The organism is Corynebacterium sp. HMSC073D01 (assembly GCF_001815555.1).
GTDB classification, from domain to species: Bacteria; Actinomycetota; Actinomycetes; order Mycobacteriales; family Mycobacteriaceae; genus Corynebacterium; species Corynebacterium glucuronolyticum.
In genome coordinates, this window is sequence record NZ_KV821054.1 from 1 (window position 1) to 298 (window position 298).

At 52.7% G+C, this 298-nt stretch carries 1 pseudogene; it reads left to right on the forward strand.

Annotated features, from left to right (window positions below):
* Positions 1–261: pseudogene (locus tag HMPREF3044_RS13235) on the forward strand (transposase); the annotation flags it as partial.
* Positions 262–298 lie beyond the last annotated feature (37 nt).

A 298-nucleotide genomic window follows, 5' to 3' on the forward strand; every position in this document is an offset into this window, starting at 1 on the left:
CTCTACGTCGGGTTGCGGTTTAAAAACCGAAAAGTCTACACCACGGTCGACGACAACAACTATGCAGAATTCTTCACCGACCACGATGGTGAACTCCTGTTCGCGTTCCCACTGCCCATCGTCTTAAAACAACGGCCTGCAGGAGGCCAAGTCAATATCGGTCACGTGGAAGGCTTCTGGCACCGGCAACCCCCACAAATCAAACCAGAGCTGTCCCGCCCACGCCCATCACGACAACGAAACAACAAACCACCGCACTAACCCACGTACAAAAACACCATGGACTCCAAGTCCAAAA